Consider the following 24,595-nt stretch of genomic DNA (forward strand, 5'->3'; position numbering starts at 1 on the left):
CCCCGTCGGACGGACCCGCGTCCGACATCTCAAGGAGGAGAACCATGTCCGCAAAGCAGCGCATCGTCCAGGGGCTCGGTCTCGCGACCGCCGGCGCCCTGGCCCTCGGCCTCACCGCCTGCGGCGGCGGCGAAGGCGGCGACGACGACGGCCTGACGACGATCGGCTTCGTCGCGGTCGGCCCCGAAGGCGCGTGGCGCGAGGCCAACGAGGCCAACATCCAGGACACCTTCACCGAGGACGCGGGCTACGAGCTCAAGTACGCCCCCGCGACCAACCTCGACCAGAAGTCGCAGATCGACGCCTTCACGTCGTTCGTCGACGAGGGCGTGGACGTCATCCTGCTCTCGGCCACCGAGGCCACCGGCTGGGAGGACTCGCTCAAGCGCGCGCAGGAGGCGGAGATCCCCGTGATCCTGCTCGACCGCGGCATCGAGCCCGACGACACCGACCTGTACGTCACCCGCATCGCCCCGGACAACATCGAGGTCTCCACGGCGGTCGCCGACTGGGCCGTCTCGGCGTTCCCCGACGGCGCGAACTACTTCGTGCTCGAAGGCCCCGCGGGCGTCTCCGTCGTCAATGAGCGCAACGAGGGCTTCGACGCCGTCGTCGGCGGCCAGCCGAGCCTGGTGAAGGTCGGCGCGCAGACCGCGAACTGGTCCACCGAAGAGGCCAAGGGCGTCGTCGAGACCGTCCTGAAGTCGAACAACAACGACGTCCAGTTCATCTTCGCCCAGAACGACGAGATGGGCCTCGGCGCCGTCCAGGCCGTGCAGGAAGCCGGCCTGACCCCCGGCGTCGACGTCAAGATCGCGACCATCGACGGCACCAAGAACGCCCTCACCGCGCTCGCCGCGGGCGAGCTGAGCTTCGTCGCCGAGTACAACCCGCTCTTCGGCGAGACCACCCTCGAGGTCGTCGAGCAGGTCCTCAACGGCGACGACGTCGAGTCCAGCATCGTCGTCCCGAGCGCGACCTTCGACTCGCCCGAGGCCGCCGAGACCGCGCTCCCCGACCGCAAGTTCTAGGGGGTGTTGGGGGGTCTCCGGCGAGTCGGTATCCGAGTCCGTTCGTTCGCTCGCCATGCCAATTCACGGCTCGCAAGCGTCGCCCAGGCCGCGGAAGGGTCTCCGAATACCGGGGTTGTATTCGGAGGCCCGACCACGCAGCGAGCGGGCGAACGGGCCGGATAACGGCCGCAGGGACCCCCGAAGGCCCCTTTTCCCCAGGACAGCAGTCAACCCCCGGTGCGGGGCCCTTCGGGGCCCCGCACCCAGACCACCCCGCGGCGCGTCCGCGGCGACAGGATGTGGAGCACGCGATGCCAGAATCGCTTCCGATCGTCGAGATGGTCGGCATCTCGATCTCGTTCCCGGGCGTGAAGGCGCTCGACGACGTGGGGTTCCGCCTCTTCCCCGGTGAGGTGCACTCCCTCATGGGCGAGAACGGCGCCGGGAAGTCGACGCTCATCAAGGCGCTCACGGGCGTGTACAAGATCGACGAGGGGGAGATCCGGATCGCGGGCGAACCGCGCCGCCTCGGCGGGACCGCCGACGCGCAGAGCGCGGGCATCTCCACGGTCTACCAGGAGGTCAACCTCTGCTCGAACCTCACCATCGGCGAGAACGTCATGCTGGGGCACGAGATCAGGGGCGCCGCCGGCATCAACTGGCGGGCCACGCACCGGGCCGCGAAGGAGACGCTCGAGAAGCTCGGGCTCGGCCACCTCGACCCCAAGCAGTCGCTCGCGACCCTGCCCCTGGCGGTGCAGCAGCTCGTCGCGATCAGCCGCTCGATGGTCGCCAAGTCGAAGGTGCTCATCCTCGACGAGCCGACCTCCAGCCTCGACGCCAACGAGGTCGAGCAGCTCTTCACCGTCATCCGGCGGCTGCGGGACCAGGGCGTGGCGATCCTCTTCGTCTCGCACTTCCTCGACCAGGTCTACGCGATCAGCGACCGGCTCACGGTCCTGCGCAACGGCCGGTTCGAAGGCGAGTACCGCACCGAGGAGCTCGACCGGGCCCGGCTCATCGCGACGATGATCGGCAAGGACATCGCGACGCTCAAGTCGCTCGACGCGAAGGCCTCCCGCCGGGTCCGCTCGGACGAGCCGCCGCTCTACTCAGCCAAGGGCATCGGCCGCAAGGGCGCGATCAGCGAGGTCGACATCGACCTCCACCGCGGCGAGGTCGTCGGCCTCGCCGGCCTCCTCGGCTCGGGCCGCACCGAACTGGCCCGCCTCATCTACGGCGCCGACCGCCCCGACACCGGCGAGGTCACCCTCGACGGCGAGAAGGCCGAGATCACGACGCCCGCGAAGGCGCTCGCCCGGCACATCGCCCTCTCCAGCGAGAACCGCCGCGACGAGGGCATCATCCGCGACCTCAGCGTCCGCGAGAACCTCGTGCTCGCCGTGCAGGCCCGCCGCGGCTGGGCCCGCCCGCTCCCGCGGCGCGAGCAGGACGCCCTGGTGGAGAAGTACATCGCGGCGCTCGGCGTGCGCCCTGCCGACCCCGAGCGGCCCATCCGGCTGCTCTCGGGCGGCAACCAGCAGAAGGTCCTCCTGGGCCGCTGGCTCGCGACCGAACCCGAGCTGCTCATCCTCGACGAGCCGACCCGCGGCATCGACGTCGGCGCGAAGGCCGAGATCCAGGAGTACGTCGCGGCGCTCGCCGACGACGGCCTCGCGGTCGTCTTCATCTCCTCGGAGCTCGAGGAGGTCGTCCGGCAGTCCGACCGCATCATCGTCCTCAAGGACCGCAGGAAGATCGCCGAAATCGAAGGCGGGCACGGGGTGTCCGCGGATTCCATCGTAACGATCATCGCCGAGGACGCCCTCGGCGACGAGCGCGCGGACGCCGTCGTCCGCGAGGAGGTCACATCATGAGCGCGAACGCGCGCGGCCCGGTCGAGGCGCTGAAGGGCCTCGTCCGCCGCCAGTACTTCTGGGGCATCGTGGCCGTCGCGCTGCTGCTCCTCGTCAACCTGGTCAAGGACCCCGGCTACCTGGCCGTCTCGATCGGCCCCTCCGGCAACCTCGCGGGCAACGTCATCGACATCCTGCGGGCCGCGGCGCCGGTCATCCTCATCGCCGTCGGCATGTGCGTGGTCGTCGCCACCGGCGGCATCGACCTCTCGGTCGGGTCCGTCATGGTCGTCGCGGGCGCCGTCTCGATGGAGTTCCTCAAGGACGCGCCCGACACCGTCGGCTCCACTGCCGTCGCCCTCGCCCTCGTCATCGCCGTCAGCGTCGCCCTCGGCGCGGTCAACGGCGTGCTCGTCTCGGTGGTCGGCCTGCAGCCGTTCATCTCGACGCTCGTCATCATGCTCGCTGGCCGCGGCCTCGCGAAGGTGATCACGGGCGGGCAGAACACGGCCGCGACCAACGAGACGTTCCGGTGGATAGCGAACGGGTACGTGTTCGGCCTCCCCGTCGTGTTCCTCCTCGCCCTGCTCGTCGTCGTCGGCGTGGGCCTCCTCGTGCGGCGCAGCGCGCTCGGCCTCATGCTCGAGGCGATCGGCATGGACGCCAAGGCGGCCCGGCTCGCCGGCGTCAACCGCCGCGCGCTCCTGTTCACCGTCTACATCATCGGCGCCGTCCTCGCCGGGTTCGCGGGCGTGTTCGCGACCGCGAGCGTCATGACCGTGGACGTCTCGCGCACCGGCTACCAGCTCGAACTCGACGCGATCCTCGCCGTTGTCATCGGCGGCACCTCGCTGGCGGGCGGCAAGTTCAACATCACCGGCGCGGTGGTCGGCGCGATCCTCATCGCGACGCTCGACAAGACCGTCGTGTTCCTCGGCGTCTCGTCCTCCGCGACGCCGGCCTTCAAGGCCATCGTCATCGTCGCGCTCTGCCTCCTCCAGTCGGAGCGGGTGCGGCGCGTGTTCCGCCAGCGCCGGGCCGCGGCCACCGCCCGCCCGGCCGAGCGAGAGGTCGTCGCAGCATGAGCACGCTCACCAGCCCTTCGGCCGAGGCGGCCCCCACGGGGGTCCGCGCGCTCGCCAAGCGCGTCATGCCGCAGCTCGACACCCTGCCCACGGCGGCGGCGGTCGTCATCTTCGTCGGGATGATCGTCTACGGCGAGGCCGCGTACGGCCGCATCGTGCAGTTCAACACCTTGTCGAACCTGCTCATCAACAACGCGCACCTGGTCATCCTGGCCGTGGGCCTGACGTTCGTGATCGTCACCGGCGGCATCGACCTCTCGGTCGGCGCGGTCATCGCCATCAGCAGCGTCGCGGGCGTCATGCTCATCAACGCCGGGTGGAACCCGTGGCTGGCGATGCTCCTCATGGTGCTCATCGGCACCGCGTTCGGCACGGTCTCAGGCATCCTGATCCAGTACTTCCACGTCCAGCCGTTCATCGCGACGCTGGCGATGATGTTCCTCGGCCGCGGTCTGGCGTCGATGCTCAGCACCGAGCCTGAGCGGGTCCCGGACGACTCGCCGCTGCGCTCGCTCGGCGAGCAGCTGAAGATCTACGACGGCCCCAAGGTCAACGACATCGTGCTCACCCCGGGCGTGCTCATCGCGGCCGCGGTGGTCGCGGCGGCGTTCTTCATGCTCCACCGCACCCGCACGGGCCGCACGGTGTACGCCATCGGCGGGTCCGAGCAGTCGGCGGCGCTCATGGGCCTGCCGGTGGCCAAGACCAAGATGAGCGTCTACATCATCAGCGGCTCGCTGGCGGGCCTGGCGGCCGTCGTCTACACGGCGCGGCTCGGCAGCGCCCAGAACATCACGGGCATCGGCTGGGAGCTGGACGCGATCGCGGCCACGGTCATCGGCGGCACGCTGCTGACCGGCGGGGCCGGCTTCGTGCTCGGCTCGGTGGTCGGCGCGCTCGTGCTCGGCCTCATGAACGTCCTCATCACGCGCGACGGCGGCATCCCGCCGGAGGCGACGACCATCATCACCGGGGGCATCCTCCTCGTGTTCGTCCTGCTGCAGCGCGCCGTGCTCGCCCGGCGTCGCGAGTAGGCGGCCCGGCTTGTAGCCGGCACCGCCGTTTCGACCCGGCGTGCCGCCGCCCATCCTCGGCGGCGCGCCGGAACCCTCACCGCACCTTCCCTTCTCAATGTCGAGAGGTCCCTCATGCAACCCTTCCTCCGGCCCGCGGCGCTCGGCGTCGCCGCCGCCCTCGCGCTGGGCGCGGTCGTCACGGCCTCCCCGGCCGCGGCCGCCGCACCGGCCCCGCTCCTGCACTACTCGTTCGACGAGGCGCCGACCGACGGCGTCACGATCGCGGACGCCTCGGGCAACGGCAACGACGGCGTGCTGCGCCAGTCGGGCGCCTCCTTCACGGACGGCGTGCTCTCGTTGCCCGGCGGGTCCGCCTCCGGTTCGGCCGCGTTCGTGGAGATCCCCACCGACGACCTCGAAGGCCTGACCGACGTCACCGTGTCGACGTGGGTGTCCGACCGCTCCGGCGCGGGGAACGTCGCCGCCGCGTTCGTGGGCGCGCCCGTCGCCTCCGGCGCCTCCTTCTCCAGCGGCTACTGGCTGCTCAACCCCTCCAACCTGAGCGGCTACGTGAAGTCGGTCGTCACCGACGCGGTGGACGCCTCGGCCCCGTGGAACACCGAGGTCGGCGCGGGCGCGACCGGCACGCCGACCTCCGGCGTGCGGACGCCCGCCGGCATGGCGCTCTACACCACGGTCATCGACGGCACGAACGACAAGCTCACCCTGTACGTCAACGGCGTCAAGACGACCGAGCACGCCATCACGCGCGACCTCGGGAGCTTCGGCGCCGAGCTCGTCGCCTACCTCGGCCGCTCGACGTACCGGGACGCGTACTTCGCGGGCGACTTCGACGACTTCGCGGTGTACGGCTCGGCGCTCAGCGACGCCGACGCGCAGGCGCTGTACAGCGAAGGCGCGCTCGACCGCGCCGTCGCCTCGGTCGCCGTGGGCGGCACGGCAGCCGAGGACTTCGCGCTGCCGACCACCGCGTACGGCGCCCAGATCACCTGGGCCTCGGACGATGCCGCGATCGCGGTCGACGGCGGCGCCGCCCGCGTCGTTCGCCCCGAGCCCGGTTCGGGCGACGCGGTCGTCACCCTCACCGCCACCTTCACTGCGGCGGGCGCGACGCGCACGGTCGCCTACACGGTGGTCGTCCCCGAAGACCTCACCGACGACGCGAAGGCGCAGGCCGACCTCGACGCGATCAGCATCGCGAACGCCGATGACGTGCGCACCAACGTGTCCGTGCCGACCGGCGGCGCCGAAGGCGCCGTGATCGAGTGGACGCTGCCCGCCGGGGCCCCGGCCTCCCTGCGCGCGGGCGCCGCGCCGGGCACGCAGACGATCGTCGTCGAGCGCCCCGCCGCGGGCGAGGCCGCTGTGGAGGTCGTCGCGACCGCGACCGCGCGCGTCGGCGACGCCGTGCGCGCCAAGGACTTCACCCTCACCGTCCAGCCGCTGGCCGATGCCGCCGAGGAGGAGGCCTACGTGTGGGCGTTCTTCACCGGCGAAGGCGACGGCGCCGAGCAGGTCAGTCTCGCGGCCTCGCGCGGCAACGACGCCCTGAGCTGGAACACGCTCAACGACGGGCAGCCGCTCTTCACCTCCGACCAGGGCACGCAGGGCCTGCGCGACCCGTTCATCCTCCGCTCGGCCGAAGGCGACCGGTTCTACATGCTCGCGACCGACCTCAAGGTCGCCGGCCTCGCGGGCGGTTTCGACGCGGCGCAGCGCACCGGCTCCCTCTACATCGAAGTGTGGGAGTCGAACGACCTGGTCAACTGGTCGGCGCAGCGCCACGTGAAGGTCTCGAGCGACTTCGCGGGCAACACCTGGGCGCCCGAAGCGTTCTGGGACGAAGAGCTCGACACGTACGTCGTGTACTGGGCCTCGAACCTGTACGACACCACCGATCCCGCGGCGCGCACGGCCGTCACCTACAACCGGATGATGTACGCGACGACCGACGACTTCGTCCACTTCTCTGAGGCCAAGCCCTGGGTCGACGTGAAGCGCGGCACCGGCCGCGGCACCATCGACGCGACAGTCGCTCAGGTCGACGACACCTACTACCGGTTCATCAAGGACGAGGCGTCCATGACGATCCGCCAGGAGCGCTCCGACGAGTTGCTCGACACGGTCGCCGGCACCCTCCCCGGCACGACCGGACCCGCCGACGAGTGGACCCTCGTCAAGGACCAGGTCGCGACCGGCCTGCCGAACGGCGAGCCCGGCGGGACGTTCACGCAGGGCGAGGGCCCGAGCGTCTTCCCCGCCAACGAGGGCGACGTCAACGGCTACGAGTGGTACCTCTTCATCGACCAGCCCTCCTACCACGCGGGCCCGAACTACTACATTCCATTCGCGACGGACAACATCGCCGACGGGAACGCCTGGGAGCCGGTCGGCGCCACGCTCCGCGAGAACCTGCCGCAGAACGCCGACGGCGGCAAACCCCGCCACGGCACGGTCATCCCGGTCACCCGCGCCGAGTACGAGGCCGTCCTCGCGGCCTTCGCGCCCGACATCGCGGTCGCGGCGGCCGACCCGATCAGCGTGACCACCAAGTCCGGCACCGCTCCCGTCCTGCCCGGCGCGCACCTCCGCAAAGCCGACGGTTCCCAGGAGGACGTCGCCGTCGACTGGGACGCGATCGACCCCGCCCAGTACGCCCGGCCGGGCAGCTTCACCGTCTCCGGTGTGGCGCAGGACGACTCGCGCGTCACGGTGACCGCCACGGTCACCGTCACCGCACCGATCGCGGTCACCGTCTCGACCAGGTGCCTCGCCGGCAAGGCGACGCTGGTCGTGCGGACCGTGAACGAGGGGGACACCGCGCTCGACATCGCGCTCTCCTCCTCATACGGCGACAAGGCGATCAGCGCGCTGCAACCGGGCGCGGCCGCCTCGGTCGCGTTCAGCACGCGGCAGGCCTCCGTTCCCGCCGGGCAGGTCACAGCGACCGCCGACGGGTCCACTGTCACCGCCCCGTATCCCGCCACCACCTGCTGACCCCGCGGAGGGCAGCGCTCATGCGAACGGCCGCAAGCCGAGTCGTGAGCACCGCCGCCGCCCTCGCCGCCATCGAGGCGCCCTCAAGCGCCGCAGACCGCGGCTGAGCCGCCCCGGCTCGGCCTCCCTCCCGGGGGCCGAGCCGCACCCTCTTGCCACGGAGGGTAACCCCCGCTACTATCTGATACCGGTAACAAAGTTGTTGCCCGTCCCCTCTAAGGAGAGCGCATGGTCGCCCTGACCCGCGTGAGCCGCCCAGCTCGCCGCGTCCTCATTGCAGCGACGGCCGCCGCCGTCGCCCTGGCCGGGGCCAGCCCGGTCCAGGCCGCGCCCGAGGACCATCTCGTCGCGCACTACGCCCTCGATGAAACGACCGGCACCGTCGCCGCCGACAGCTCCGGCCACGGCCGCGACGCCCAGATCGTCGGGGGCGCGACGCTCACCGGCGGTGAAGGCCTCCGCCTCGACGGCGCCGACGACCACGTCAAGCTGCCGAACAACCTCATCGCCGGACTCGCCTCGATCACCGTGAGCACCGAAGTGCTCGTGCGCGCCGAGCAGGGCACGCCGTACTTCATCTACGGCCTCGGCAACCCCGCGACCTCAAGCTCCGGCACCGGGTACCTGTTCTCGACCGGCAACGCCTACCGCACCGCCATCACCACCGGCAACTGGTCGGGGGAGCAGAACACCACCAGCGGCGCGAACCTCGCACGCGGCGTGTGGAAGACCATCACCTACACACTCGACGACGCCACCGACACCGCGACCCTCTACCTCGACGGCGTCCAGGTCGCCCAGAAGACCGACGTCACCGTCACCCCCGCGCAGATCGGCGGCGGCACGACCACCGCGAACTACATCGGCCGCTCGAACTACGCCGCCGACAAGCACCTCGCCGGCAGCGTCCGCGACTTCCGCGTCTACGACACCGCGCTCACCGCCGCCGAGGTCGCCGCGCTCCAGCCGTCCGACCAGACGAAGGCGCAGCGCGACGTGGCAGCACTCTCGCTCGGCGACCTCTCGAACGTCACCACCGACCTCGCGCTCCCGACGGCCGCCCCGAACGGCTCCACCGTCACCTGGGCCACCAGCGACCCCGCCGTCATCTCCGCGACCGGCCGCGTCACCCGCCCCGCCAGCGGCACCGCCGAAGTCGTGCTCACCGCGACCGCGACCAAGGGCTCCGCCACGGCCACCAAGGCATTCACCGCCACCGTCCCCGCGACCGGCGAAGCCGACTACCAGGCCGACCTCGACGCCATCGCCATCCCGAACGCCGACGACATCCGCGGCAACATCACGCTGCCCGCCCGCGGCCCCGTGCACGGCAACCCCGTCACCTGGACCGCGTCGCAGGGCGGCATCGTGTCCACCGAGGCCGACGGCGAGATCGCGCCCGGCGTCGTCACCCGCACCGCCACCGACCAGGACGTGGTCCTGACCGCCACGGTCGGCGGCCTCACCCGCGACTTCCCGCTCACCGTGCGCGCCGCCCACCAGCAGGCCGAGTACGAGGGCTACGCCTTCGCCTACTTCACCGGGAACTCCGTGGCGGGGGAGAACATCCACTTCGCCGCCAGCGAAGGCAACAACGCGCTCGCCTGGAACGAACTCAACGGCGGCCTCCCCGTCCTCTCCTCGCAATACGGTGAGCAGGGCCTGCGCGACCCCTTCATCATCCGCTCGCCCGAGGGCGACAAGTTCTACCTCATCGCCACCGACCTCTCCATCGGCTCGGGCACCTCCTGGGACACCTCCCAGCGCCAGGGCAGCCGCTACCTCGAAGTGTGGGAGTCCCACGACCTCGTGAACTGGTCGGCGCAGCGGCACGTGCTCGTCTCGCCCGAGACGGCCGGCAACACCTGGGCCCCCGAGGCGTACTACGACGAGACGCTCGGCGCCTACGTCGTGTTCTGGGCCTCGAAGCTGTACGCGGCGAACGACCCGGGGCACACCGGCAGCACCTACAACCGCATGCTGTACGCCACGACCCGCGACTTCGTCACCTTCAGCGAGCCGCAGATCTGGCAGGACGGCAAGTCGCGCATCGACTCCACGGTCACGCGCCACGACGGCGTCTACTACCGCTTCACCAAGGACGAGGGCGCCGGCACCACCGGATGCTCCGACATCATCCAGGAGTCCTCGGCCTCCCTGCGCGCCCCGCTGCCCGAGTGGACCATGATCGACTCGTGCATCGGCCGCGACGCCGGCACGAGAGCGGTCGAAGGGCCCTCGATCTTCAAGTCCAACCCCGGCGACGTCAACGGCGGCGGCAAGCACTACCTCTTCGTCGACGAGTACGGCGGGCGCGGCTACATCCCGCTCACCACCGACGACATCGCCGCGGGCGGCTGGACCGTCGCCCCCGAATACGACCTCCCGGCCAGCCCGCGCCACGGCACGGTCATCCCCGTGACGGCCGCCGAACTGGCGGGCCTCTACGAGGGCCGCGCGCCGATCTCCTCCAACGAGGACGGCGAGGTCGTCCGCTACGACTTCGCCGACGGCTCCGGGACCACCCTCACCGACGTCTCCGGCAACGGACGCGACGCGAAGATCAACGGCGCCACCTGGGCCGACGGCGCGCTCACGTTCGACGGCACCGACGACTACGTCGACCTCCCCGACGACCTCATGGCCGGCCTGACCGACATCTCGGTCGACGCCGACGTGTGGGTCGACCAGACCCAGTCCGGCAGCTACTTCATCTGGGGGCTCGGCAACACCGACGCCGCCGGCGCCGGCCGCGGGTACCTCTTCACCACCGGCAACGGCTCGTACCGCACCAGCATCACCACCGGCGCGTACACCTCGGAGCAGACGGTCAGCTCGGGATCGGCGCTGCCGCGCGGACGCTGGGCGCACCTGACCTACACGCTCCAAGGCGACACGGCCCGCCTCTACCTCGACGGCATCCTCGTCTCCACCCAGAACGACGTGACCACCGACCCCGGCGACATCTCCGGCGGCGAGACCTGGGCGAACTACCTCGGCCGCTCGCTCTACGAACAGGACTCCCGCTTCAAAGGCAAGTTCAAGTCCTTCGCGGTCTACGACCGCGCGCTGACCCCCGCCGAGATCCTCGCCGCGGCGGGCGCCACCGGCGCGGTCACCGACGTGTCCCTCGCCGACCCCGCAGCGCTGGCGACCGCGCCGCTCATCGACGCGGAGGCCCGCACAGTCGTCCTCCCTGTCGTGCCGGGCACGGACGTCTCGGCGCTGCGGCCGACCTTCACCACCGCCGACGGCGCCGTCGCCTCGCCCGCGTCGGGAACCACAGTGGACCTCTCCGCGCCCGTCGAGTACACGGTCGCCTTCGGCGGCCAGGCCACGACGTGGACGTTCTCGGCCCAGGTCGTAAACAGCCCCGTCCTGCCCGGCCTCTACGCCGACCCGAACATCGCCGTCTTCGGCGACACCTACTACCTCTACGCGACCACCGACGGCTACCCCGGCTGGGGCGGCAAGGACTTCTACGTGTGGTCCTCGAAGGACCTCGTCGACTGGACCCGCTCCGAGGAGCCCATCCTCACCTTGGACGGCGCGAACGGCGACGTCCCCTGGGCGAGCGGCAACGCATGGGCGCCGACGATCATCGAGCGGGACGGGAAGTACTACTTCTACTTCAGCGGCCACAACGCCGCCTTGAACCGCAAGACGATCGGCGTCGCGGTCGCCGACAGCCCCGAAGGCCCGTTCACGGCGCAGCCGCAGGCGATGATCCTCAACAACGAGGCCGTCACGTCGGGCCAGGCGATCGACCCCGCGGCCTTCCGCGACCCGGTCTCCGGGAAGTACTACCTCGCGTGGGGCAACGGCGGACCCTCGAACGGCCCGGTCATCGCCGAGCTCAACGACGACATGGTGTCCGTCAAGACCGGCACCTTCAAGCGGATCGCGGGCCTCACCGACTTCCGCGAGGGCGTCTTCCTGAACTACCGCGACGGCCTGTACCACCTGACGTACTCCATCGACGACACCGGATCGGAGAACTACCGAGTCGGCTACGCGACGGCGACGAGCCTCGACGGGCCGTGGACCTACCGCGGTGTGATCCTCCAGAAGGACACCTCGCTCGGCATCAAGGGGACGGGCCACAGCTCGATCATCAATGTGCCAGGCACGGACGACTGGTACATCGCCTACCACCGGTTCGCGCTCTCCGGCGGAGACGGCACCCACCGCGAGACGACGATCGACCGGCTCGAGATCGGCGCGGACGGACTCTTCCAGCCCGTCACCCCGACCCTCTCGAGCGTCCCGCCGCAGACCGTCCCCGAACCGGGGCCGGCGGTCGCGGTGACCTCCGGTACGCGCTGCGCGGCGGGCAAGGTCGTGCTGACGGTGACCGTCGCGAACCACAGCGGCGGCCCGGTGTCCCTCGTGGTCTCGACGCCCTACGGCGACAAGACGATCGCGTCCCTCGCGGCCGGGGGCAGCGCCTCCACCGCGTTCACCACCCGCGCCGCGCAGATCGCGGCGGGCGAAGTCACCGTGACCGCGACGGACGCCGCGAGCGCGGCCTCCGAGACCACGGTCGCCTACACCGCCGCGAACTGCGGCTGAATGCTCGCGGGCGGCGGCCACCCGGCTCAGCCGCCTCCCGCCCCTTCCGGCCTCTCGGCCGGTGAGTCTGCCGCGCGGCACGATCCGTGCCGCGCGGCCCGGGGGGCGAACGCCGCCCCGTGCCAAATTGAGAAAGGTCTCCAATAATGAAGCATGGCATGGTGAAACGCGTGTCGGTGGCTGCGGCCGGCGGCGCGATGCTGGCGGGGGTCGCGGGTGCGGCCTTCGCGCAGGAGCAGGTCGGTTCCGGCTCCGATGTGGATGTGAACGTCACGATCGAGGACATCGACGAAGGCGTGCTGGCCATGAGCGTGGCGGGCACGACCGCGACGCTGGTCGAGGACGGGTCCACGGGCACCGTCCGCCAGTTCACGGGCGACCTGCCGACGGTCACCGTCACTGACACGCGCTCGGCCGACGAGATCCCCGACGGCGCGTTCTGGTGGGTCGAAGGCACGGCGTCGAGCTTCACCGGCGACGCCGGCCAGGAGCCGATCGGCGCCGAGAACCTGGGCTGGTCGCCGTCCCTCGCCGACGACGGCTCTGGTGCCGTCGCGGTCGGCCCGGACGTGTCCCCGGCGCTGGACGCCGACGGCGCTCCCAACAACGTGGGCCTCCAAGGACAGGAACTCCTGGCGATGGCGCTCACGAGCGAAGAGGCGATCGGAACGTGGGAAGCCGGCGCGACCCTGACGCTCCAGGTCCCGGCCGACGTCGAGCCCGGCTCGTACTCCTCGACCCTCACGCTTTCCCTGTTCGAATGAGGACGGTCGGGCGGGCGCCGGTCGGCACCCGCCCCGCCGCCCGCTCCCCGGAAAGGCCGACGATGGCGCTCACCTTCACTTCCCGTGCGGCGCAGGGCCTCCTCGCCGCAGGCGTGGCGCTCCTCGCCGTCGCGGCCCCCGGTGTGCCCGCCGCCGCCCAGACCGACGCGGACACCGTGACCTGGTCCGTGCGCCCGGCCGACGAGTCCGGCGAGGACGGCCGCGCCTGGGTCGAGCAGGAACTCGACCCGGGCGCCACCGCCGTCGAGCACATGGCGGTCCGCAACCTCTCCGACCAGGAGGTGACCTTCCGCCTCTCGGCGGCGGACGGCTACTTCGGCGACAACGGCCGGTTCGGCATGCTCCCCTCCGACCAGGAGTCGGTCGACGCCGGACTCTGGATCGAAGTCCAGGGCACGGTCACCGTCGGCCCGGACGAGACGGCGATCGTGCCCTTCACGACCACCGTGCCGCAGAACGCGACCCCGGGCGACCACGCCGCGGGCATCGCGGCCTCGGTCGTGTCCGAACAGGTCGCCGAAGACGGCACCACGGTCGGCGTCGAATCGCGCGTCGGGTTCCGCGTCATGACCCGCGTGACCGGGGAACTGGCCCCCGCCGCCTCGGTCGAGGCGGTCGCGTCCTCTTACGACCTGTCTTGGAACCCGCTCTCGCCCGGCACCGCGCAGGTGACGTTCGAGGTCGTCAACACCGGCAACGCCCGCCTCATGATCACCGGTGCCGTCGCCGCCGGCGGCCATGAGGTCGCATTCCCCGGCGAAGACGAGATCGACCAGGAGCTGCTGCCGGGGGAGCGCCGGAAGTTCACCGTCACCGTCGACGACGTGTGGCCCTGGTTCTACGTGCCCGCCTCCCTCGAAGTGACCCCCGCCGTGATCGGCGAAGGCGAAGGCGCCCCGGTCGACCCCGTCGCAGCCGCCGCCGGGTTCTGGGCCGTGCCCTGGCCGCACCTGATCGTCCTGGCGGGCGTCGCGCTCATGATCGGCTCGAGCCTCTGGGGCCGCCGCCGCTCGAAGGCGCGCCTGCGGGGCCTGCTCGAAGAGGCCCGCGAAGCCGGCCGTCGCGAAGCGGCGGAAGCGCCACCCGCCGGGCCGTAGGAGCTCTTGGGCGGCAACGCAGTCTGCCCAGCCCCTTTGCATTTATGTATCGACATGCTTGACTTTGATTCCGTGTTACAGATAACATCAATGTTGTTACCGGTATCAATCTTCCGCGCGCATCGTCGTACGCAGAAAGGGCCGCATGCCATGTCCCCTCGCCTCTCACGCCGAACCGTCCTCCTCGGAGCCGCCGCCTCCGCGCTCAGCGCCCCGCTCCTGACCGCGGCCCCGGCCGCCGCCCAGCAAGCGCACACCGCCTACCTCATGGCCCACTTCATCGGCCAGCAGCCCGGCGGCGAGCAGATCTACCTCTCCTACAGCGACGACGGCCTGCACTGGACCGACCTCAACAACGGGCAGATCGTCCTGCGCTCCACGGTGGGCACCCGCGGCGTCCGCGACCCCGCCCTCATCCGCTCCCCGCAAGGCGACCGGTACTGGATCATCGCCACGGACCTGCACATCGGTTCGGGCACCTCCTGGGCCGACTCCATGGAGCGCGGCAGCACCGCCCTCACCGTGTGGGAGTCCGCCGACCTCGTGAACTGGTCGGCGCCCCGCCTGCTCGACGTGGCCGGGCCGATCGCCGGAGCCGGCAACGCCTGGGCCCCCGAGGCGATCTGGAACCGCGACACCGGCGACTACGTCGTCTACTGGGCCACCAACTCCACCATCGACGGCGAACGCCAGCACCGCATCTGGTACTCGCGCACCACCGACTTCCGCACGCTCACCGCCCCGCAGGTCTACATCGACCGGCCCGGCACCATCGGCCTCATCGACACCCAGATCATCGAGGTGGCCGGCAGCGTCGGCGGCTGGCGCTACTACCGGGCCTCCGGGGACGGCCAGCTGACCATCGAGGCCGCGAACTCGATCCTCGGCACGTGGACCCGCCTGGGCGACCTCTCCCACCTCGGCCTCACCGGCAGGGACGTCGAAGGACCCATGTGGGCCAAGTTCAACGACCGCGACGAGTGGGTCCTCTGGCTTGACCAGTACCGGACCGGCCGCGGCTACATGCCGGTGTCCTCGACCGACCTCGGCAGCACCCAGAACTTCCGGATCCGCTCGGACTACCAGCTCGGCACGACGCACAAGCGGCACGGCTCGGTGCTCAACCTGACCGCCGCCGAGGCGGACCGGGTCCGCGCCCGGTGGGGGAGCGTGGCGCCCAGCCGGCTCCAGTCGTACAACTTCCCCGACCGCTATGTGCGGCACCGGAACTTCGACGTGCTGCTCGACGCGGACGTCTCACCGGCGGCCGACGCGCAGTTCCGGCTCGTCCCCGGCCTCGCCGACCCCGCCGCGGTCTCCTTCGAGGCCGCCAACTACCCCGGCCACTACCTGCGCCACACGAACTTCGACTTCGCGCTGGCCCGCGGCGACGGCTCGGCCGCGTTCGCAGCCGACGCGACCTTCACCCGCGTCCCCGGGCTGGCCGACGCCGCCGCGGCGTCGTTCCGCTCCGTCAACCACCCCGACCACTACCTCCGGCACTACGCCTACGCGCTGCGCCTCGACCCGATCACCACCGCCACCGGGCGCGCCGACGCCACCTTCCACGTCACCTCCTGAACCGATTCCGAACCGCCGCAACCGTTCCCTCACAACGAAAGGCGTCATCGAATGACCTCTCGCCGCCTCATGCTCACCACCGCGCTCGCCGCGGCCGCGGCCGCCGCGATCCCAGCCGCTCCGGCCTCCGCCCAGACCAACGCCGCCTACGCGATGGTCTACTTCAAGGAGTCCCCGAACCAGACCGACGACAGCTACGCCCTCCACCTGGCCGTGAGCGACGACGGCCTCAACTGGACGCCGCTCAACCAGAACCGGCCCGTCGCCGTCCCCACCGCCGGGACCGGCGGCCTGCGCGACCCGTTCATCATGCGCAAGCAGAACGGCGGCTTCGCCGTCCTCGCCACCGACCTCAAGGGCCGCATCTTCAACCAGAACAACCAGTACATCCACGTGTGGGACTCGGCGGACCTCACCGCCTTCACCGGCTACCGGCGCGTCCGCCTCCACGAGATGGCCACGCACTCGTGGGCGCCCACCGCGTTCTGGGACCCCTCCCGCAACCAGTACGCGGTCGTCTACTCCGCCAACAACGGCACCCGCGATGTGCTTCTAGTCAACTACACCAGCGACTTCGTGACGATGAGCGCGCCGCAGCCGTACTTCGACCCCGGCTTCAACGTCCTCGACGGCGACGTCCTCGTCCACAACGGCGTCTACTACCTCGCCTACAAGAACCTGAACGACCAGAACCTCTACATCGCGCGCTCCTCCACCGGCGCGCCGAACTCCTTCACCACCTTCACCTCCGGCCTGCGCCAAGGCCAGGGCATGGAGGCCCCGATCCTCGCAGCGTCCACTTCGGGCCGCACCTTCTGGCTGTGGGGCGACTCGTACTCGCCCGCGAACGCGGTCTTCTACGCGTGGCAGTCCACCGACCTCGCCGGGAACGCCTGGTCGGTGCTCGACCAGCGCGCCTACACCGCGCCGATGAGCGCGAAGCACGCCGCGATCGAGCCGATCACCGCCGCCGAACGAGACGGCGCCGTCTCCCGCTGGGGCCTGCCGCAGTGGAACCGCCTCAAGTCCTACAACTTCCCCGACCGGTATGTCCGCCACGCGAACAGTCTCGGCCGCATCGACCCGTTCCCGATGGAGCCGCCCGCCGACCAGCAATGGCGGCTCGTGCCCGGGCTCGCCGACGCCGCCGGCGTCTCGTTCGAGTCCGTGAACTACCCGGGCCGGTTCCTGCGGCACGCGAACTACGCGGTCCGCCTCGACGCGAACGACGGCTCCTCGCGCTTCGCCCAGGACGCGACCTTCCACCGGGTCGCCGGTCTCGCCGACGGCTCGTGGGCCTCGTTCCGGTCCCACAACTTCCCCGACCGCCACCTCCGGCATTACGACTACGCGCTGCGGATCGACCCGATCGGCACCGCCACCGCGCGCGCCGACGCCACCTTCCGAGTCACCTACTAGGAGTCCGCCATGTCCGACACCAGGCCGCGCCGACTCCAGTTCGCCGCCAACGTCCTCCTGGCGCTCATGGTCGCCCTCGGCACCATCGTCGTCTCGAGCACCGGCGCCCAGGCGCAGACCGCCACCTTCACCAATCCGCTCAACTCGTCCGGCGCCGACCCCTGGATGACCTACTACCAGGGCAACTACTACCTGATGTCCACCCCGTACGCGGGGCCGATCACGATGCGCCGGGCCGCGACCGTCGCCGGACTCAAGAACGCCGCCGCGGTCCCGGTCTTCAGCGACTTCCCCGCCGGCCGCGACCGCAACGTCTGGGCGCCCGAGTTCCACTTCCTCAACGGCCCCAACGGATGGCGCTGGTACATCTACTACTCGGCCGGGAACGGCGACATCGAGGGCCAGCGCGTCCACGTCGCCGAGAGCGCCGGCACCGACCCGATGGGCCCCTACACCTACAAGGGCATGGTGTTCGGCGCCAACGACTGGTGGGGCATCGACGGCTCGGTCGTCACCATCGGCGGACAGCTCTACTTCACCTGGTCGGGCGTTCCGGGACGGTGGACCGGGAACGACCCGAGCATCTACATCGTGGCGATGGGCAACCCGTGGACGGTCACCGGGGCGCGCACGCAGATCTCGACGCCGCAGCACGATTGGGAGGTGCAGGGCACGCCGATGAACGAGGGGCCGGCGGCGCTGCAGCACGGCGGCGACACGTTCATCACCTACTCGGCCAGCGCCTGCCAGGGCCCCGACTACAAGCTCGGGCTCCTGGAGCTGACCGGCACGAATCCGCTGAGCGCTTCCGCGTGGACCAAGCACCCCGAACCGGTCTTCGAACGCGACGACGCGGCAGGCGTCTACGGGCCCGGGCACAACGGGTTCTTCACCTCGCCGGACGGCACCGAGAACTGGATCGTCTACCACGCCAACACCTCGCCCACGCAGGGCTGCGGCGGCACCCGCACCACCCGCATCCAGGAATTCACCTGGAACGCCGACGGCACGCCGAACTTCGGCACGCCCGTCTCGGTGGGCACGGTGCTGCCGGTGCCCTCCGGTGAGACCGTCGGGGCGTTCAACCGGCTCCAGTCCTTCAACTTCCCCGACCGCTACATCAGGCACGCGAATTTCGACGTCCGCATCGACCCGTCGGTCACCCCGGCGCAGGATGGACAGTTCCGGATCGTCCGCGGCCTGGCCGGCACGGGGACGGTCTCGTTCGAGTCGGTGAACTACCCCGGCCACTACCTGCGGCATTCGAACTACGACCTCGCCCTCGCGCCGAACAACGGCACCGCGCTGTTCGCGGCCGACGCCAGCTTCCGCCAGGTGGCGGGGCTCGCCGACGCGACCGCCGCCTCGTTCCAGTCCTACAACCACCCTGACCGCTACCTCCGCCACTACGACTACGCGCTGCGGCTCGACACGGTCACCACCGCGACCGCGCGGGCGGACGCGACCTTCCGAATCCTCTGATCGACCCCTCGTCCGCCCTGGCGGACCACTGGTGCCCCGGCCGACCTCCTCCACTGCCGGGGCACCGCTGTCCGGGTCGCGACCTCGGCCTGTCGCGTGGCACCTCCATGGAGTCGAGCTAGCGGCCTCCGGCGTCCTCGTGGTGCGCCAAGCGGCGCTTCGACTCCTCCAGCTCGTCGCGGAGGCGCCGGTTCTCCACTTCCATCTCCATGACGACCTTGATCCCGGCCAGGTTCAGCCCGCCGGCGAGCAGCTCGGCGATGTGCCGGATGCGGTCGAGGTCGGCGTCGCTGTAGCGCCGGGTGCCGCCCTTGGTGCGAGCCGGTACCACCAGACCCTTCGCCTCGTAGACGCGCAGGGTCTGCGGAGCGAGCTCCAGTAGTTCCGCGGCGACCGAGATGCCGTACACGCCTTGCCCGGACGGGGGCCGCCCGAGCCCTGCTGGATCGACCACCGCACGCTCCTCCACCGAGATCAACTGAGAACACCATCATTTTACCTCAGTCTTCCGCTAGACAAAATCTCAATCCTGCGATATATATTTATTGTCTGACCGGACCATAGATCCAACTTCTGGAGGTGACTCAGATGCTGGTGCGCTCGGACCCGTTCCGGGACATCGACCGGATCGCACAGCAGATGCTCGGGCTGAACGATTCCCAGCTGAGCATGCCCATGGACGCCTGGAAGGAAGGCCACACCTTCAACATCCAGATCGACCTCCCCGGCGTGCGGGAGGGCGACATCGACTTGGAGGTGGAGCGGAACGTCCTGACCGTCAGGGCCGAGCGGCGCGCCGTCGAGGCGGGCGACCGCGAGATCATCCACGCCGAACGCCGCACGGGCAGCTTCGCGCGGCAGATCCTCCTCAGCGACGCGCTCGACACCGAGCAGGTTGAGGCGACATACCGGGACGGCGTGCTCACGCTGCGGATCCCGATGGCCGAGCAGGCGAAGCCCCGCAAGGTGCTCATCGGCGCCGGGGCAAAGGAGATCGAACAGTAACCCAGTGCCCGAGCGGGCATCGAGACCCCGCCCGGCGCGGGCGCTGCGCCCGCGCCGGGCGGCCGTTCCGGAGCTGACCATGAGCGGACACATCTACGAATTCCATGGCGGTGCCGTCGAGTACGAGCTGCGCTGCGACGGCTGCGGCGGCGTCTTCCGCTGCGGCGACGACTCCTACTTCAGCTGGCCGGTCCTGTGCGATGCCGCCGAGGCCGACGGCTGGCGCGTGAAGCCCGGGCTCGCCGACGATCACACCTGCCCTCGCTGCGCCACCCGCGCCGCAAGACCGGCCCTTCCCAGGCCCCGCACTACGACCGCAGTCGGTTGAGCGCGGCGAGAGCGCCGATCGGAGCGGGGTTCGCCGCCGTTGCCGGGCGGCGCTCGTCTAGCGGCCGGATCCATGCGGGGTGTGGCGCAGCTCGCGTACACATCCTGGGTAAATGACATTGGTTGTCGTTTCGGTTAGCATCGGAGCGCCCTTCGCCGCTTCGGCTTCGCCGGAGTCGCGCCCCCGCACCCGAGCAGGACCATGACCACTCGACAACGCAAGATCAGGGCGCGCGCGCCGCGCTCGCCGGCCGCCTCCGCCACGACGGCAGCGCTCCTCATCGCCGCTGCCGGCATCGTGATCGTCTCCGGCGCAACCGGAACGGTCGAGGTCACCGTCGCCGAGTCGTTCAAGATCATCGCCGGGCACCTCCTCCCGGGCATGCCCTGGATGTCGGACGGCAGCCTGACCTCGCTGCAGGACCAGGCCGTCTGGCGGTTCCGGTTGCCCCGCACCCTCCTCGCGGGAGTGGCGGGAGCCGGGCTCGCGCTGGCCGGAGCGCTCATGCAGGCGCTGGTGCGCAACCCGCTCGCCGAGCCCTATCTCCTCGGGGTCTCCTCGGGAGCCGGTGTCGGGGCGGTCGCCGTGATCACGCTCGGTGCCGCCGCGGCCGGGTTCACGCTCAGCGGGGCCGCGTTCGCGGGGGCGCTCGCCGCCGCCGTCGCGGTGTACCTCCTTGCGCGCCAAGGCGGCGTCGTCGCCCCGACCCGGCTCGTCCTCTCCGGTGTCGCGCTCGGTTCGCTGCTCAGCGCCGTCACCAGCTACCTGACGATCACCACCGATGCGCAGAACGTCTTCAGCATCCTGTTCTTCCTGCTCGGCAGCGTCGCCGCCGCGACCTGGCCGCAACTGGCCGTACCCGCTGCGGCACTTGCGATCGTGTTCGCGTTCGCGCTGCTGCGCAGCCGCTCACTGAACGCCCTGCAAGTGGGGGACGAGACCGCGACCGCCCTAGGGGTGGACGTGAACCGCTTCCGCAGCCAGCTCCTCGTCGCCTGCGCGCTCCTCACCGGCGCAGTGGTCGCCGTCAGCGGCGGTATCGGGTTCGTCGGCCTCGTCGCCCCGCACGTCAGCCGCATCGCCGTCGGCGCCGACCACCGGCGCATGCTGCCCGTCGCCGTCCTCGGCGGTGCCGTCTTCCTCATGGCCGCCGACCTCGCCGCCCGCACGGCCGCCGCGCCCACCGAGATCCCCATCGGCATCGTCACCGCCGCCGTCGGAGCCCCGTTCTTCCTGTGGCTCATGAGAAGGGGACGCGCCTCCGGCGCGGGGATGCACCGATGAGGCTCAGCGTCGAAGACCTCACGGTCGAACTCGGCGGCCGCCGCGTCGTCGACCGCGTCTCGCTCGAAATCGAACCGGGCCGCCGCCTCGCCCTCCTGGGCCCCAACGGGTCCGGCAAGTCCACCCTGCTGCGCAGCGTCTACCGGGTGCACCGCCCCGCGGCGGGGACCGTCCGCGTCGGCGGCGACGACCTGTGGCGCCTCGGCGCCCGCGACGCCGCGCGCCGGGTCGCCGTCGTCGCCCAAGAGGGCGGCGCCGAACACGACCTCACCGCGTTCCAGGTCGTCATGCTCGGCCGCGTCCCCCACCAGCGGGGCTTCGGCGCCGACAGCCCCGCCGACCTCGCCGCCGCCGAGGCCGCACTCGAACGCGTCGGCGCGCACGCCCTCGCCGACCGCCCCTTCGCGCTGCTCTCCGGAGGCGAGAAGCAGCGGATCCTCCTGGCCCGCGCCATCACACAGGACTGCCCGGTGCTCGTCCTCGACGAACCCACCAACCACCTCGACATCGCGTTCCAACTGGAGCTCATGCAGATCGTCGCCGACCTGGGACTGACCACCGTCGCCGCGCTCCACGACCTCAACCTCGCCGCCGAGTACTGCGACACCGTCGCCGTCCTCCGGGACGGCCGGCTCGTCGCCGTCGGCGACCCCGACGACGTGCTCACCCCGGACCTCATCGCCGACGCCTTCGCGGTCCGCACCGACCGTATCCCGCACCCCGCCACCGGAAGCACCCACTTCGCCCTGAGTCCCCTCAAAGACTCCCCGACCGAGAGGAAGCAATGAACACCCGACCGATCCCTCGCGCCGCCGCCGCAGCGGCAGCGCTCACCGCCGCGATTACCTTGAGCGCCTGCGGCTCCGACGTCACCGACGCCGGTGACGGCGCCGGCACCGAGAACGCCCTCACCATCGAGAACTGCGGTCGCGAGATCACCGTCGACGGCGTCCCCGAAGCCGTCGTCGGCCTCAGCCCCACCCAGACCGAGCTCCTCCTGCGCCTCGGCCTCGCCGACCGCATCGTCGGCCAGGCCCAGACCTCGACCGCGCCGCTCAGCGAAGCGGTCGCCGGCCTCGCCGCCGACATCCCCGTCCTCAGCGAGGACACCCCGCCCTCCCGCGAAGCGCTCCTCGAAGTCGAACCCGACTTCGTGTACTCGCCGACCGACTACGAGTTCACCGCCGAGCAGGGCTTCGCCAGCCTCGACCAGCTCGCCGAAGCCGGCGTCGCCGCCTACACCGCGACAGGCGGCTGCCCCGACCGCCGCATGCAGGGCACCGTAGACGACCTCTTCACCGACCTCGCGAACCTCGGGGCGGTCTTCGACGCCGAAGACGAGGCCGCCGCGCTCGCCGACGAGGCCCAGGCGACCCTCGACGACGTCGAATCCCGGATCGAAGGCCTCGAACAGCCCACCGTCGCACAGGTCTTCGTCGAAGGCGGCGCGCTCACCGCCATCGGCGCCGGCATCGAGTACGACATGATCCACCGCGCCGGCGGCGAGAACGTGTTCGGCCCCGACGACCCCGAGTTCGCCTCGTTCTTCGCCGCCCAGATCAACCCCGAGGCGCTGGCCGCCGAGGACCCGGACGTCATCGTCTTCGCCGCGCGCGACGCCGAGCACGAGCAGGCCACCCGCGACTACCTCGCCCAGACCCTGCCCGAGGTGAGTGCCGTGGCGAACGGCCGCATCGTCGTCATCTCCGGCTCCGACGTCTACCCCGGGTCCCTCGGCAACATCGACGCCGTCCGCACCATCGCCGCCGGCCTCTACCCCGAGGCCTTCCAGGCATGACGACCGCCGAGCGCGCGGGCCGCGAACTGCTCGGCCACGACGGATTCCGGCGCTGGTACGCCGCCCGCACGACCAGCCTCGCCGGTACGGCCGCCGCCGGGGTGGCCGTACCGGTCCTCGTCTGGGAGGCGACCGGTTCGGCCACCGCCACGGCCGCCGCCTCCGGGCTCTCGCTCGCCCCCTACCTCCTGTTCGGACTCGTCGCCGGGGCCTACGCGGACCGGGTCGACCGGCGCCGCCTCATGGTCGGCGCCGACGCGGTCGCCGCGGGCCTCCTCGCCACGGTCCCAACGGCGGCCGCGTTCGGCACGGTCTCGGCAGCGCACATGCTCGCCGTCGTCGTCCTCACCGGCACCGCGTTCGTCTGGTTCGACGCCGCCGCATTCGGCGCGCTGCCGCAGATCGTCGGCAGAGACCGGCTCCAGCGGGCCAACTCGCTGATCTTCGCCACGACCACCGTGGTGGGCATCGCCGCCCCCGCCCTCGGCGGCCTGCTCGCGGCGACCGCCGGTCCCGAGGCCGTCATCGGCGTCAACGCCCTCACCTTCGCCGCGTCCGCACTCCTTTTGCGGGGCATCGACATCCCACCGCAGCAGCGGGCCGAACGCACCGCCGTCCGCGCCGACATCGCCGAGGGCCTGCGCTTCATCTGGACCGAACGGCGCATTCGGGCACTGACATTCGCCGGCTTCGGGATCGCCTTCACCGGCGGCGGCGCGCTCGGCCTCATCGTCGTCCACGCCGACGGACTCCTTGACGCGCGGGACTGGAAGCTCGGCCTGCTCTACAGCGCCACCGCCGTCGGCTCTCTCCTCGGCGCACTCCTCTTGAGCCGCTTGACCTCCCGCTTCGGCCACGGCCCGGTCTCCATCGCCGCCTACACCGTCGAACTCGCGATGATCGCCGCCCTCGCCGCGGCCGGCCCCGGCTGGGCCGGCTACGCGCTGGCCGCCGCGGCCTGGATCGTCTGGGATCTCGCCCACACGACCGCGGTCGTCAACGGCATCACCGTGCGCCAGCTCCTCACCCCCGACGCCTTGCAGGGCAGAGTGAACACGACCGGGCGCATGATCGCCTGGGGCGGCGCCCCCATCGGCGCCCTCGCCGCCGGCGCCCTGGCCGACGCCATCGGGGTGCAGCACGCGTTCCTCCTGCTCACCATCCCCGTGGGCGTCGGAGCCCTGCTGCTCGCGGCCTCTCCCGTACGGCGATTGAAACAGGTCGAAGGCCGATGATTCACCGGGAGGTGCGAAGCG

Annotated in this window: 18 protein-coding genes; 17 read left to right on the forward strand and 1 reads right to left on the reverse strand. The window is 71.0% G+C overall.

The window, feature by feature from the left end; all coding sequences use genetic code 11:
- The first annotated feature begins 44 nt into the window (after nt 1-44).
- The 11 genes from AB0K52_RS12750 to AB0K52_RS12800 all read left to right on the forward strand — a co-directional run bounded on the left by AB0K52_RS12750 (nt 45) and on the right by AB0K52_RS12800 (nt 18,924).
- Entirely contained in the window at nt 45-1,031 is a 987-nt protein-coding gene (locus AB0K52_RS12750; protein WP_208495887.1) for an ABC transporter substrate-binding protein, read from the forward strand.
- Nucleotides 1,032-1,324: 293 nt separating this feature from the next.
- Nucleotides 1,325-2,890 (forward strand): sugar ABC transporter ATP-binding protein, encoded by a 1,566-nt coding sequence (locus AB0K52_RS12755; protein ID WP_363530428.1) that lies wholly within the window; start codon nt 1,325-1,327, stop codon nt 2,888-2,890.
- A complete protein-coding gene (locus tag AB0K52_RS12760) occupies nt 2,887-3,954 on the forward strand; it encodes an ABC transporter permease (protein WP_363530431.1) in 1,068 nt (355 codons plus the stop codon). The genes AB0K52_RS12755 and AB0K52_RS12760 overlap by 4 nt, the downstream gene beginning before the upstream one ends.
- The gene (locus AB0K52_RS12765) at nt 3,951-4,988 is read left to right on the forward strand and encodes a sugar ABC transporter permease (protein ID WP_363530434.1); all 1,038 of its coding nucleotides are present in this window, start codon (nt 3,951-3,953) and stop codon (nt 4,986-4,988) included. The genes AB0K52_RS12760 and AB0K52_RS12765 overlap by 4 nt, the downstream gene beginning before the upstream one ends.
- 114 nt (nt 4,989-5,102) lie before the next feature.
- Complete coding sequence (locus AB0K52_RS12770) at nt 5,103-7,988, forward strand: immunoglobulin-like domain-containing protein (RefSeq protein ID WP_363530437.1); 2,886 nt, start codon at nt 5,103-5,105, stop codon at nt 7,986-7,988.
- 228 nt (nt 7,989-8,216) lie between these two features.
- Entirely contained in the window at nt 8,217-12,560 is a 4,344-nt protein-coding gene (locus tag AB0K52_RS12775) for a family 43 glycosylhydrolase (protein ID WP_363530440.1), read from the forward strand.
- A gap of 158 nt (nt 12,561-12,718) precedes the next feature.
- Nucleotides 12,719-13,324 (forward strand): hypothetical protein, encoded by a 606-nt coding sequence (locus tag AB0K52_RS12780; protein WP_363530443.1) that lies wholly within the window; start codon nt 12,719-12,721, stop codon nt 13,322-13,324.
- Nucleotides 13,321-14,442, forward strand: a complete 1,122-nt coding sequence (locus AB0K52_RS12785) for a DUF916 domain-containing protein (protein WP_363530446.1) — start codon at nt 13,321-13,323, stop codon at nt 14,440-14,442. The genes AB0K52_RS12780 and AB0K52_RS12785 overlap by 4 nt, the downstream gene beginning before the upstream one ends.
- A 150-nt stretch (nt 14,443-14,592) precedes the next feature.
- A complete protein-coding gene (locus AB0K52_RS12790; RefSeq protein WP_363530449.1) occupies nt 14,593-16,023 on the forward strand; it encodes a glycoside hydrolase family 43 protein in 1,431 nt (476 codons plus the stop codon).
- A 51-nt stretch (nt 16,024-16,074) separates the two neighbouring features.
- Nucleotides 16,075-17,442 (forward strand): glycoside hydrolase family 43 protein, encoded by a 1,368-nt coding sequence (locus tag AB0K52_RS12795; RefSeq protein ID WP_363530452.1) that lies wholly within the window; start codon nt 16,075-16,077, stop codon nt 17,440-17,442.
- A 9-nt stretch (nt 17,443-17,451) separates the two neighbouring features.
- Entirely contained in the window at nt 17,452-18,924 is a 1,473-nt protein-coding gene (locus tag AB0K52_RS12800) for a family 43 glycosylhydrolase (RefSeq protein ID WP_363530455.1), read from the forward strand.
- A 118-nt stretch (nt 18,925-19,042) separates the two neighbouring features.
- Here AB0K52_RS12800 and AB0K52_RS12805 read toward each other — a convergent pair whose 3' ends face one another.
- The gene (locus AB0K52_RS12805) at nt 19,043-19,378 is read right to left on the reverse strand and encodes a MerR family transcriptional regulator (RefSeq protein WP_363530458.1); all 336 of its coding nucleotides are present in this window, start codon (nt 19,376-19,378) and stop codon (nt 19,043-19,045) included.
- A gap of 134 nt (nt 19,379-19,512) precedes the next feature.
- On the opposite strand from AB0K52_RS12805, the gene AB0K52_RS12810 reads away from it, so the two are divergent.
- From AB0K52_RS12810 to AB0K52_RS12835, 6 genes are all read left to right on the forward strand, one after another.
- A complete protein-coding gene (locus AB0K52_RS12810; RefSeq protein WP_208495867.1) occupies nt 19,513-19,929 on the forward strand; it encodes an Hsp20/alpha crystallin family protein in 417 nt (138 codons plus the stop codon).
- Between the two features lie 79 nt (nt 19,930-20,008).
- Complete coding sequence (locus tag AB0K52_RS12815; RefSeq protein ID WP_363530461.1) at nt 20,009-20,257, forward strand: hypothetical protein; 249 nt, start codon at nt 20,009-20,011, stop codon at nt 20,255-20,257.
- A 201-nt stretch (nt 20,258-20,458) separates the two neighbouring features.
- Nucleotides 20,459-21,541 carry an iron ABC transporter permease gene (locus tag AB0K52_RS12820; protein ID WP_363530464.1) on the forward strand — a complete coding sequence of 361 codons (1,083 nt, stop codon included), beginning with the start codon at nt 20,459-20,461 and terminating at the stop codon, nt 21,539-21,541.
- Nucleotides 21,538-22,329 (forward strand): ABC transporter ATP-binding protein, encoded by a 792-nt coding sequence (locus AB0K52_RS12825; protein WP_363530467.1) that lies wholly within the window; start codon nt 21,538-21,540, stop codon nt 22,327-22,329. Before AB0K52_RS12820 ends, AB0K52_RS12825 begins: the two co-directional genes overlap by 4 nt.
- A complete protein-coding gene (locus AB0K52_RS12830; RefSeq protein ID WP_363530470.1) occupies nt 22,326-23,339 on the forward strand; it encodes an ABC transporter substrate-binding protein in 1,014 nt (337 codons plus the stop codon). Before AB0K52_RS12825 ends, AB0K52_RS12830 begins: the two co-directional genes overlap by 4 nt.
- On the forward strand, nt 23,336-24,574 hold the full coding sequence (locus tag AB0K52_RS12835; protein WP_363530473.1) for an MFS transporter: 1,239 nt from the start codon (nt 23,336-23,338) through the stop codon (nt 24,572-24,574). The genes AB0K52_RS12830 and AB0K52_RS12835 overlap by 4 nt, the downstream gene beginning before the upstream one ends.
- Nucleotides 24,575-24,595 lie beyond the last annotated feature (21 nt).

Origin of the sequence: Glycomyces sp. NPDC049804, assembly GCF_040674615.1 — a bacterium.
GTDB lineage: Bacteria > Actinomycetota > Actinomycetes > Mycobacteriales > Micromonosporaceae > Glycomyces > Glycomyces niveus.

Bases quoted from the DNA above. Each gene is read 5' to 3' on its own strand.
- AB0K52_RS12830 (WP_363530470.1), top strand. From the start codon at position 22,326: ATGAACACCCGACCGATCCCTCGCGCCGCCGCCGCAGCGGCAGCGCTC.
- AB0K52_RS12815 (WP_363530461.1), top strand. From the start codon at position 20,009: ATGAGCGGACACATCTACGAATTCCATGGCGGTGCCGTCGAGTACGAG.
- AB0K52_RS12780 (WP_363530443.1), top strand. From the start codon at position 12,719: ATGGTGAAACGCGTGTCGGTGGCTGCGGCCGGCGGCGCGATGCTGGCG.
- AB0K52_RS12785 (WP_363530446.1), top strand. From the start codon at position 13,321: ATGAGGACGGTCGGGCGGGCGCCGGTCGGCACCCGCCCCGCCGCCCGC.
- AB0K52_RS12750 (WP_208495887.1), top strand. From the start codon at position 45: ATGTCCGCAAAGCAGCGCATCGTCCAGGGGCTCGGTCTCGCGACCGCC.
- AB0K52_RS12835 (WP_363530473.1), top strand. From the start codon at position 23,336: ATGACGACCGCCGAGCGCGCGGGCCGCGAACTGCTCGGCCACGACGGA.
- AB0K52_RS12770 (WP_363530437.1), top strand. From the start codon at position 5,103: ATGCAACCCTTCCTCCGGCCCGCGGCGCTCGGCGTCGCCGCCGCCCTC.
- AB0K52_RS12795 (WP_363530452.1), top strand. From the start codon at position 16,075: ATGACCTCTCGCCGCCTCATGCTCACCACCGCGCTCGCCGCGGCCGCG.
- AB0K52_RS12810 (WP_208495867.1), top strand. From the start codon at position 19,513: ATGCTGGTGCGCTCGGACCCGTTCCGGGACATCGACCGGATCGCACAG.
- AB0K52_RS12760 (WP_363530431.1), top strand. From the start codon at position 2,887: ATGAGCGCGAACGCGCGCGGCCCGGTCGAGGCGCTGAAGGGCCTCGTC.
- AB0K52_RS12755 (WP_363530428.1), top strand. From the start codon at position 1,325: ATGCCAGAATCGCTTCCGATCGTCGAGATGGTCGGCATCTCGATCTCG.
- AB0K52_RS12765 (WP_363530434.1), top strand. From the start codon at position 3,951: ATGAGCACGCTCACCAGCCCTTCGGCCGAGGCGGCCCCCACGGGGGTC.
- AB0K52_RS12775 (WP_363530440.1), top strand. From the start codon at position 8,217: ATGGTCGCCCTGACCCGCGTGAGCCGCCCAGCTCGCCGCGTCCTCATT.
- AB0K52_RS12800 (WP_363530455.1), top strand. From the start codon at position 17,452: ATGTCCGACACCAGGCCGCGCCGACTCCAGTTCGCCGCCAACGTCCTC.
- AB0K52_RS12790 (WP_363530449.1), top strand. From the start codon at position 14,593: ATGTCCCCTCGCCTCTCACGCCGAACCGTCCTCCTCGGAGCCGCCGCC.
- AB0K52_RS12825 (WP_363530467.1), top strand. From the start codon at position 21,538: ATGAGGCTCAGCGTCGAAGACCTCACGGTCGAACTCGGCGGCCGCCGC.
- AB0K52_RS12820 (WP_363530464.1), top strand. From the start codon at position 20,459: ATGACCACTCGACAACGCAAGATCAGGGCGCGCGCGCCGCGCTCGCCG.